Source organism: Acidisphaera rubrifaciens HS-AP3 (assembly GCF_000964365.1).
Lineage (GTDB): Bacteria > Pseudomonadota > Alphaproteobacteria > Acetobacterales > Acetobacteraceae > Acidisphaera > Acidisphaera rubrifaciens.
Window position 1 is genome coordinate 1 of record NZ_BANB01000476.1, and the last position, 1,403, is coordinate 1,403.

Sequence of the window (1,403 nt, forward strand, 5' to 3'; positions counted from 1 at the left end):
CAGATAGGTGTCCAGATCGCGACGGGCGGCCGCGAAGTAGGCGCCCAGGTCCAGCCGGGACAGCCAGCCGATGTCCGACTCGCCGAAGAAGCGCACCAGCTTCGGCACGTCGAACAGCGATACGCCGGTATGCCACCACGGTGTGCCGCCACGTTCGCCGAGCAGCGAGCCGAGCGTGATGCCAAATTCGAACACCCGGAAGGCGCGGCTGCGCGGGCGCAGGACGCGGCTGAAGATCTCAATGTGGTCCTGCCGGCGCGCCAGCAGGAAACATTCACCGAGGGCGCCGGCACCAAGAAGTTCCGTTCCGTGACAGGCCGAGCCCTCGGGGAACACCACGCGGCGCGCGCTGCGGTAGATGTTCATCTGCTCCAGCAGCGGATACCGCTCCGGCGAGATGATCGACACGCCCTGCTCCGCCAGCAGATGCTCGATGTAGTGCTCGCCCAGGAAGGTGCCGCCTCGCGGCATGAACCGACGGGAGACATACACATCGCCGATCGACAGCGGCTCGACGCCATGGCGTTTCAGCCACGCCTCCGAATGCCGGGCCAGGGCCTCCACGTAGCCGGGCTTGGGTCCGCCTCCGAAATCCGATGCCTGCTCGCTGATATGCAGCCGCTCCACCACGGCATTCTGGTTGATCACCTGCACATCGCCCGGCGCAATGTCGAAGAAGGCGAGTATCTCGCGGAAGAAAGCCGGGGCGCTGGCCACGCTGTTGAGCAGGGGATCGCCGCCAACGCCCACGAACAGCCAGGTGCCGCGTGCGCCCTGATTCAGGGACGGCAGGAGCCGGTGCGCCATCTCCGACAGGAAATGCCCGAAATGCGCGTAAATCGGTCCCCCGTACACATAGTCGCCGTAGAGGGTCACGTCGTAGCGCGCATCCGCCGACGCGCTGTCCACCGGCTGCCAGTACCGGGAATGCCGCAGCCTCTGCTGCCCGGGGTCGTCCGTCACGACGAGCCCGCCGCGAAACCCCGTGGGTGGCGGCGCGACGAGCGGATGATGGTACGCCTGGACGTGGGCGTGCCGCAGATCGGCGACAGAGAGTTGTCCGGTCATGCTGCGCATACCGTTCGGTCGACTGTCACTGCGGCCTTTCGGGTGCTGATTTCATTCCCCAACCTGGCGCATCCCCCGCCCGGCCTCGCGAAACTTCTACTGTGGCGGCGCGGACGTTGGCAACGTCGCCGGCGGCGTGCGGGCAACGTTGCCCGCGGCGTGCGCGCCGCGTCGCCGGGCGCCGCACCCGGTCCGCGTTCACTGACCGGCGTTCACGCGGCGGCGGCGTCGCGCAGATGCAGACAGGCGCCGCCGCTCCACTCGTCGGCCCGCACCACGCCGGCGACATGCAGCATCCCGCCCGCCGGCCCCGCCGCCAGCGCCGCGAACAGGTC

At 68.6% G+C, this 1,403-nt stretch carries 1 protein-coding gene; it reads right to left on the bottom strand.

The annotated features are described in order from the left end of the window. A partial coding sequence (locus B8460_RS13260; RefSeq protein WP_158322844.1) for a glycosyltransferase 61 family protein occupies positions 1-1,068 on the bottom strand: 1,068 nt, incomplete at its 3' end. Positions 1,069-1,403: the final 335 nt, after the last annotated feature.